This window comes from Sphingomonas asaccharolytica NBRC 15499, from assembly GCF_001598355.1.
Taxonomy (GTDB): domain Bacteria; phylum Pseudomonadota; class Alphaproteobacteria; order Sphingomonadales; family Sphingomonadaceae; genus Sphingomonas; species Sphingomonas asaccharolytica.
Genome location: NZ_BCYU01000125.1, coordinates 1 through 7978 on the forward strand (window position 1 = coordinate 1; position 7978 = coordinate 7978).

The following is a 7978-nucleotide window of genomic DNA, read 5'->3' on the forward strand; positions in this document are numbered from 1 at the left end:
CTGGCAAGGGCTCCGGCGGTGACGGCAAGGGTGCTGACCCCGGCAAGGACCCGGGCACCGACGGTAAAGGCGCGGCACCTGGCAAGGACCCAGGTGGCGACGGCAAAGGCGCGGACCCCGGCAAGGACCCCGGCGGCAACGGCAACGGTGCTGGACCGGGCAAGGATCCTGGCGGTGATAAGGGCGTCGATCCCGGCAAAGATCCCGGTGGGAAGGGGAACGGCACCGACAATGGGAACGGTGGCGGGCCTGGTAAGGGAAAGTCCTGACGCCGATCTGCTTGACGCAATATTAGGCGTTTCGCGTTAGCCCCTCGCCTCTAAACAGGTGGGATTTGTGGCCGCAGCGATCGCAAAATTGGGCAGATACTGGCGATCGATCGCGTTCCTCCTCGCCCTGCTGGCAGGGGTGGCCGCGGGGTTGACTGGTCTGGGTACCGGCCTCGAACAGGGTTTGGCCGAAGCTCGCTACGGCCTGCGCCAGCACGATGCGCCGGGCGATCTGGTGATCGTCGAGATCGACGCCCGCAGCATCGCCGCGATCGATCGCTGGCCTTGGCCACGGCGCAACTATGCGATTGCGGTCGATCGGCTCCGCAAGGCGGCCGTCGCCTCGATCGCGTTCGACGTCGACTTTTCCGCAGCCTCCAGTCCCGCCGACGATAAGCTATTCGCGGACGCGCTGGCCCGTTCCGACGGGCTCGTGACCCTGCCGACTTTCCGCCAAGCTGCCGAGTTTGCGCATGGCGGCTATGTCGATTCGATGCCGATCGCGCCGCTCCGCGAGCATGCGCTGGCGGCGACGGTCAGCATTCTGCCCGACCGCGATGGCGACGTCCGCAATGCGCCATTGGGGGAGATCACCGCGGGGGCGCCACGCCCTTCATTGGCTGCGATGATCGCCGGACGTGATGGTAAAGCCGGCGCCGATTTCCCGATCGATTTCGCGATCGATCCGATCTCCATCCCGCGGCTGAGCTTCATCGATGTGCGCGATGGCCGTGTCGACGCCGGCAAGCTGCGCGGCAAGCGCGTGCTGATCGGCGCGACCGCGATCGAGCTCGGAGACCGTTACGCGGTCCCCCGCTACGGCGTGATCCCTGGCGTCGTAATCCAGGCGCTTGCCGCGCTGACGCTCGACCGCGGTATTCCGGTACGCGCCGGCTGGATACCGCCCTTGGCGCTGGTGCTGTTGCTCGCACTCCTGTTGCTGCGCGCTCGCTCCAGCAAGACGCTGGTGCTTGGTGGTGTCGGCGTCACGCTGATACTGTTCGGCGGCGCAGTTGCCGCAAGCGCCGCCGGGGTCGAAGTGGCGTTGGTGCCCGCTTTGCTCGCACTCTACGCGATGGTGATGGTGGCCGCGCTGGTTCGGATCGACGCCTGGCTTGCCAGCCGACGGGTCGTCGACGATGAGACGGGCCTTCCCAACCAGCATGCGCTTGCCAGCGTGCTCGCGGGCAAGGAAGATACCGCCGTCGTTGCCGCGCGGATCGCGGATTATGACCGGCTTGCCGCGACTGTCGGAGCGGCCGCGATGGCCGACTTGGTCTGTCGGCTGCGCGACCGCATCAGCGTGCTGGGCGGCGGCATTCCGGTCTACCGCGTCGATGATCGCGTCCTTGCCTGGGAAGCCACCGTCCGCGTCGATCAGGTTGCCGTGCGGCACGATCAGTTGCGTGTGATCATGATGGCACCGATCGAGGTGAATGGACGGCGAGTCGATGTGGCTGTTACCACCGGTTTCGCCGCACTTGGCGGTGGTGGGGCCTACGATACTATTGCGAATGCCTCGATGGCGGCCGATCTGGCGCTTCGCAGCGGCAGCGGTTGGCATGTCCATGAAGTATCCGATGCCGAGGCGGCGAGCGCGGAATTGTCACTTGCCGGCGAACTCGACGAAGCGATCGCTGCGGGCGATGTGTTCGCGGCCTATCAACCCAAGCTCGATCTCAAATCCGGCAGAATCGTCAGCGTCGAGGCGTTGGTCCGCTGGAACCATCGCACGCACGGCATGCTCCCTCCCGACCATTTCATCCCGCTGCTCGAGCGGGCAGACCGCATCGATGGGCTGACGTTACATGTGGTGCGCGCGGCGATCGCGGACGTTCAATCCTGGCAGGAGCGGGGACGTCGCCTGACCGTTGCCATCAACCTTTCCGCCGTCCTTCTCGAATCCGCCGCGTTCATCGAGCAGCTCGAAATGACGCTGAACGACAGCGGCATCGATCCGCGGCTGCTGACGTTCGAGGTGACCGAGTCGGCAGCGATGCACGCGCCCGCGGCGGCGGTTGCCGCTTTGCTGCGGTTCAAGACGCTCGGCGTGGCGATCTCGATGGACGATTACGGGACCGGTCAATCGACATTGACCTATCTCAAGACACTGCCGCTCGATGAACTCAAGATCGACCGCAGCTTCGTCGAATTCGCGCACCAGAATCGCGGCGACGCTGTGTTGGTACGCTCGACGGTGAATCTCGCGCACGAACTCGGATTGAAGGTCGTCGCGGAGGGAGTGGAGACAGAGGAATGCCTCGAGTTCCTGAAATCGGTGGGTTGCGACCTCGCCCAAGGGTATTTGATCAGCAAACCGGTCACGGCCGATCGCATCTTCGAGTTGGTCGCCGGCAGGGATCGTGCCGCGGCGGCGTGAGGATCGGCCATTAGCTCTCCAGTCCGTATTTCTTTGCGCGATCGACGACCTTGGGATCGATCGCGATCGCGGCGGTGCGATCGGCCTTGGCCTGGACATCCTGGCCCGATTTCGCTTCGATTACCCCGCGCATATAGAGCGACCAGGCGCTGCGCGGATTGATCGCCAGCGCCGCGTTATAGTCCGCCAGCGCCTGTTTCCATTCGCCGCGCCGCACCCGGATGAGCGCGCGGCTGTCGAGGATCGAGGCGTCGCGGGGCAGGGTTCGCAGCGCGGCGTTGCAATCGTCCAGCGCCTTGTCGAGGTCGCGATTGAGCAGCCCGCGCACCCAGCAGCGGCCATTGAGCGCGACTCCCCGGCTGCTGTCTTCGGGGTGGCTCTTGAGCCACGAGTCGAAATTGGGCAGCGCCGCGTCGGGCGCGCCGAGGCGATCATATAGCGACGCCACCACCAGGCGCTTGTCGGACGAAGGGGCTAGGGCGCTGTCGGCGGCCTTCACATCCTCTCTAGCGCCGGCCTCGTTACCGTTGCGCAACCGGAACTCCGCGCGTTGCAGCCGGGCGTCGGCATTGTCGGGAGACAGGCTGATCGTGCGGTCGAGATCGGCGAGAGAGCCGGCGCGGTCGCCATTGGCGAAGCGGGCCTCGGCGCGTTGATAGAAATAGCGGCTCTCATTCGGGGAAAGCGCGATCGCCTTGTCGAAATCGGCAAGGGCTTCGGTCAGCTTGTGATTGGAAGCATAGGTCGCGCCGCGCCGCGAATATTCCTCGGCCGTTGTCGGGTCGGCGGCCTTGTCGGTAAGGTCGAGCGGCTTGCCGTCGACCGACCGCGCGCCCTTCGGCGACAGGCCGAACACCGGGCCGCCTTCATAAGTGATGAACAACTTGTGGTTGGTGTTCGACACGAACATCCGATGGGTCAGGAAGAAATCGACGCCAATCAGCATGTCCGCATTGCCGAGATCGAGTTGCGATATGCGAATCTTGGGCTTGTTGATCGCTTCGCCGCCAATATCGATCTTGTCGAAGGTGGCGAGCCAGGTCGGCACCCTGTGCGTGCCGAGCCCGCCGCCATTGCCGACGAATTCCACGCCCGGGGTGTTCGGCGTGACGCCGAGGCGCTTGGCCGTCGCTAGCGACAGTAGCGAGCTTTGTGCTCCGGAATCGAACAAGGCCCTGATCTTGACGCCGTTGAGCATGACGGTCGCGATCGTGTGTGGGCGGAACATACCGTCCGGATTTCCCTCCAGTGCCAGCATCGTATACGGCTTGTCACTGGCCCAATAGGCCAGACCCGTACGGCCGCATCCATCGGTCTTCATCAACCGCACTGCGCCGTGTGGCAGATCATATTCGACATCGGCCAGGCCGAGGATGTTCTGCCCGATCAGGCCGGTCGAACCCATGTCGCTGCCGCCGACGATGAAGCTGACTTTAGGAAGCTTTATGCCGGCGAGCGAAAACGTGTCGGTTTCCGCGATGCCGGCCGACGTGTCCCCGCCAATGCCCTGAAGGCGGAACCACGGCGGCGCCGGCTCGACCTTCAAACCGAACTCGGCCGCGCTTGCCCGTGAGATCGTGCTGTAGAACGCGCCGCTGTCGAGGATGAAACGCGCGGTCTTGTCGCCGAAACGGGCGTCGACCATCGGCGAGCGCCCGGCCATGGTGATCGGGAATTCGGCGATCCTTGCCGCCTGGCATTTGCTCGCGGGCGGCATGGGCGCGGCCAGCGCGCCCAACAACGCAATCAGACTCGTCGCGCCCATCAGATTCCCCCCGGCACACTATGCGCAAGCTATGCCAAATTTCCCATTCGCTTAGCAAGATAGGGGGCACGCCGCCGCACAGAGATGAAGGTCCGCACCAGATTGGGGCAGGAACGGCCGTCGCCGCTTTAAAAGCAATTCACCCGCGACCTAAATACTTAGACCCGCGCGTCACGGAGCTGCTGATCGAGCGACGCGAGCAATTGGGCGTTCCGCGAATCATACGTCTGTCGCGCTTCCACATAGCGACAGGTTCGCGGCCGCTCCCACATGAAAATCATCAACAGTAGCCACCCGATGCTGATGAGGTCACCGACAACCGTGTAGATGGCCTGTCCGGTCGAAGCCGTCAGCCCGAAGGCGGCGAGCCCAGGAATAAACGCTGTCCATAGATAGCCGTGACCGGGCCGCACGGGCGCTACGAGTCCGATCGCGTTGGTAAATGCTTGCAGATGAAGGTCGCTGTTCCCAGTGCTGTGGTTGTAAAGGCCCGCATAATATTCGCCACGGCTCTCCGGCGACGACAGGAACACGCGCGATATGCGATGGCCATCGGTCGCGATGATGCTATCGTCGACCTGCAGTTCCGGCCCCTGGTCGAATTTCACGAAGTACCGGCTGTGTGTGAAGCTGTGCGATGAGACGCTGAAATGCATAGGCCGAATATAGCCTGACCCATTGTGCAAAAGGCTGCCGCTGCTGTCTGCCGACGCTTGAACCGATGTTTCCGACCACGTGTCGGCACCATGCACCGTGCCGGTCTCCAGCCTGAGCTTCACGTTAGGGATATCCGTCATTTACGCCCCCGGCTGTCATACCCGCAGCTTCCGCGCATTATTCTGTGCGAGCTCGGTTCGATCAATATGCCGGACAAGAAAAAGCCCGGCGGCCGGGTGGGCCGCCGGGCAGGATCGCGCCTGAGATTGCAAGGGGCGCGTAAGCGTTGAGCGTCAGGCCGCGACGGGCATCTGCACCGGCGGCAGGCGATTGCCGAGATTGCCCAGTGTGCCGATCACTGCGCGGCGCATCGGGTGCCAGAAGGCCGACAGCGTCAACAGCGCCGATCCGATCACGAAGGCTGTGAAGGCCATCGACAGCTCGACAGCCCCCGCTTGCTGGAACAGCATCGACAATGCGTAGAGAACATAGGCCAGGCTCGATACCAGCAATGCGCGGCGATCGATCGCGAGTGCGATGAACGCGAACACAAGGTACAGCGCCATCACGATCAGCGCCTGGGTGACCCCAATCTCGCCCTGGAACACGCCGAGCATGTGGAACACTGAATGCGCGATCATCGGCGCGGCGGCGAGGTGTAACCAGAAGGCGACGTCGCTGCGCCGCGTCGTGCGGGTCAGGTCCGATCCGTCCCACCACATCGCCAGCGCGAAAGTGCCGATGCCGCCGACCAACACCAGCGGGAAAATGCCATCCTCGTTGACATGCGTTACCGCGACATACAGCGCGACCAGTGCAGCGACCGCGCTTGCCGCGCCCACGGCAACCGTGATTGGCACCATGAACCGCTTCCAGTGCAGCCAGGTGGCACCACCGGTCACCAACGCGATGCCGGTGGCGATGAGTGCATTCGTCTGATCGCTCCAGTCGGGGTTGATGTCGACCAGCGCGCCGATCATCGTCGCCGAGACGCCGCCGGCGAACGCGAGCAGCAGAATGATACTGGGAAGTGCCATGCGCCGGACGCGGGTGAAATATTCGGCCAACGCCCAGGCCGCGACCGCGACGCCAAGGCCGCCCAAGCCGGTCTTTACCCAGCCGCCGAGCCAGCCGATCGATGTCAGCAACAGCGCGATGGCAATGGCGACGAATATGTCGTTGAACCCGGTCAACAACCGGAAGCTTTCCTCGTCGACCGCGGGCGACACGCGCATTGCGGCAATATGCTGGCGGAAAGCGTCGGCAGCAGACTGCGGGATGACTCCCGCCGCTACCGCGCCCTCCAGGTCGCTTTCACTATACATGGCACTCCTCCTGTGAGGAGATCATATACCATAAGTGCTGTAGTGTAGCAATACACCAAGGCGGGAGAGCCTTTAAGGTGATCCGCTGACGCGATGCGCGGCCAGCACCAAATCGTAATTGCCGAGCACGCGCTCTTCGAGGTCGGTGTCGCAATATTCGACCACCTCGGCGATCTTGCCGTCGCGGAAGTGGAAGATGAAGCAATAATGGTTGTCGTACCGCTCGCCGGATTTGAGAATCACGTCGCCGCGCACTTCCGCGACCACCGTATCGCTTTCGGCCACCAGATTGATCGCTTGGGCGGTATAGTCGGTCGCGAACAAACCGAAGAGAGGTCGCAGCAAATCGCGATAGATCGCCTCTTGCCCGTCGAACCGCCGCGACCAGCTGCAATGACCCGGGAAGCGCCAGACATAATCGGGATGGACGGACGCCGCGAAAACGCCGCGGTCGCCCTGTGCCATCGCGGCATAGATGCGTTCGATCACCTGCTTGTTCCGCTCGGCGCTCATGACATTCTCCTTGTCCCGCAACATCATGGGGTTGCCTTGACTATCCCGGAAATGAATAGTTCTGATATCGCGCATGTCGGAATTGGATATCGGTCGCTACGACCTGAACTTGTTGCGTGCCCTGTTGGCGATGATCGAAAGCGGCAGCGTTACGCGGGCGGCGCAGATCGTATCGGTGTCGCAGCCCGCGATGAGCCGCATCCTCGCCCGCCTGCGTGAGGATTTCGGCGATCCGCTGCTGGTGCGCAGCGGGGCGGGGATGAAGCGCACGCCGCGTGCGGAGGCGCTCGCCGATCCCGTCCGTGCGTTGCTCAAGCAAGCGGCCGCCTTGTACGAGGGCGAGGCATTCGATCCCACAGCGGCGCAGCGCGTGTTCCGGGCGGCGATCCCTGACGTCGTCGCCGCGACCTTGCTCGCGCCATTGATCGAGGCGATGGCGCGCGAGGCGCCCGGCTGCCGGATCGACCTCATTCCCTGGCCGCGGCCGAACGATCCGGTGATCGCCACGCTCGATTTCGCGATCAGTACCGACACCGTCTTGTTCGCCGGGCTGCGCATGGCGCCGCTGTTCGACGACCATGATCTGCTCGCGGTCCATGTCGGCCAGCCGGCGACCTGGCGGCAGGTGCTCGAAATGCTCGACGCGCCGCATGTCGCGGTGGTCGGCGCCGGCGCGACGAGCGATCCGGTCGACGATTGGCTGGCGGCGCAGGGCCTGCATCGCCGCATTGCCGCGGTCGTGCCGCATTATCTGCAGGCGCTGATGGCGGTCGCGCGGACCGAGCTCGTCGCGATCCTGCCGTCGCGGCTGATCGCTGCTTACGGGCCCAAGCTCGACGTGCGCGCGGTCGAGCTGCCGATCGAGCAGAGCATCGATCGGCATTTCCTGTTCCACCCGGTCGAACGCGACGCCGATGCCGCGTCGGTCTGGCTACGCGACCTGATCCAGCGAACGGTGGGGGATTAGGAAAATTCCTCCCCGGCACGGGGAGGGGGACCGCCGCCGAAGGCGGTGGTGGAGGGGGCCATCCACCGCTGACCTCCTGGCTTGTTGCTCTTTCGTCGCGGG

Annotated in this window: 6 protein-coding genes and 1 pseudogene; 3 read left to right on the plus strand and 4 right to left on the minus strand. The window is 64.1% G+C overall.

The features are described from left to right. Positions 1 to 269, plus strand: a pseudogene (locus tag SAS01S_RS22920) (hypothetical protein); the annotation flags it as partial. 67 nt (positions 270 to 336) lie between these two features. Then, complete coding sequence (locus SAS01S_RS20750) at positions 337 to 2649, plus strand: EAL domain-containing protein (protein WP_169804993.1); 2313 nt, start codon at positions 337 to 339, stop codon at positions 2647 to 2649. A 10-nt stretch (positions 2650 to 2659) separates the two neighbouring features. Here SAS01S_RS20750 and SAS01S_RS20755 read toward each other — a convergent pair whose 3' ends face one another. The 4 genes from SAS01S_RS20755 to SAS01S_RS20770 all read right to left on the minus strand — a co-directional run bounded on the left by SAS01S_RS20755 (position 2660) and on the right by SAS01S_RS20770 (position 6909). Further along, positions 2660 to 4414 (minus strand): aspartyl protease family protein, encoded by a 1755-nt coding sequence (locus tag SAS01S_RS20755; protein ID WP_066812952.1) that lies wholly within the window; start codon positions 4412 to 4414, stop codon positions 2660 to 2662. 158 nt (positions 4415 to 4572) lie between these two features. Continuing rightward, a complete protein-coding gene (locus SAS01S_RS20760; protein WP_157082930.1) occupies positions 4573 to 5211 on the minus strand; it encodes a hypothetical protein in 639 nt (212 codons plus the stop codon). 153 nt (positions 5212 to 5364) lie between these two features. Beyond that, positions 5365 to 6396, minus strand: a complete 1032-nt coding sequence (locus SAS01S_RS20765; protein WP_066812957.1) for a hypothetical protein — start codon at positions 6394 to 6396, stop codon at positions 5365 to 5367. A gap of 72 nt (positions 6397 to 6468) precedes the next feature. After that, positions 6469 to 6909, minus strand: a complete 441-nt coding sequence (locus SAS01S_RS20770) for a nuclear transport factor 2 family protein (protein ID WP_066812961.1) — start codon at positions 6907 to 6909, stop codon at positions 6469 to 6471. A 73-nt stretch (positions 6910 to 6982) separates the two neighbouring features. Here SAS01S_RS20770 and SAS01S_RS20775 point away from each other — a divergent pair, with 73 nt between their 5' ends. Beyond that, a complete protein-coding gene (locus SAS01S_RS20775; RefSeq protein WP_066812959.1) occupies positions 6983 to 7876 on the plus strand; it encodes a LysR family transcriptional regulator in 894 nt (297 codons plus the stop codon). Positions 7877 to 7978: the final 102 nt, after the last annotated feature.

Excerpts from the sequence above, each read along its gene's own strand:
- SAS01S_RS20755 (WP_066812952.1), bottom strand. The coding sequence starts at position 4,414 with ATGGGCGCGACGAGTCTGATTGCGTTGTTGGGCGCGCTGGCCGCGCCC.
- SAS01S_RS20760 (WP_157082930.1), bottom strand. The coding sequence starts at position 5,211 with ATGACGGATATCCCTAACGTGAAGCTCAGGCTGGAGACCGGCACGGTG.
- SAS01S_RS20765 (WP_066812957.1), bottom strand. The coding sequence starts at position 6,396 with ATGTATAGTGAAAGCGACCTGGAGGGCGCGGTAGCGGCGGGAGTCATC.
- SAS01S_RS20770 (WP_066812961.1), bottom strand. The coding sequence starts at position 6,909 with ATGAGCGCCGAGCGGAACAAGCAGGTGATCGAACGCATCTATGCCGCG.
- SAS01S_RS20775 (WP_066812959.1), top strand. The coding sequence starts at position 6,983 with ATGTCGGAATTGGATATCGGTCGCTACGACCTGAACTTGTTGCGTGCC.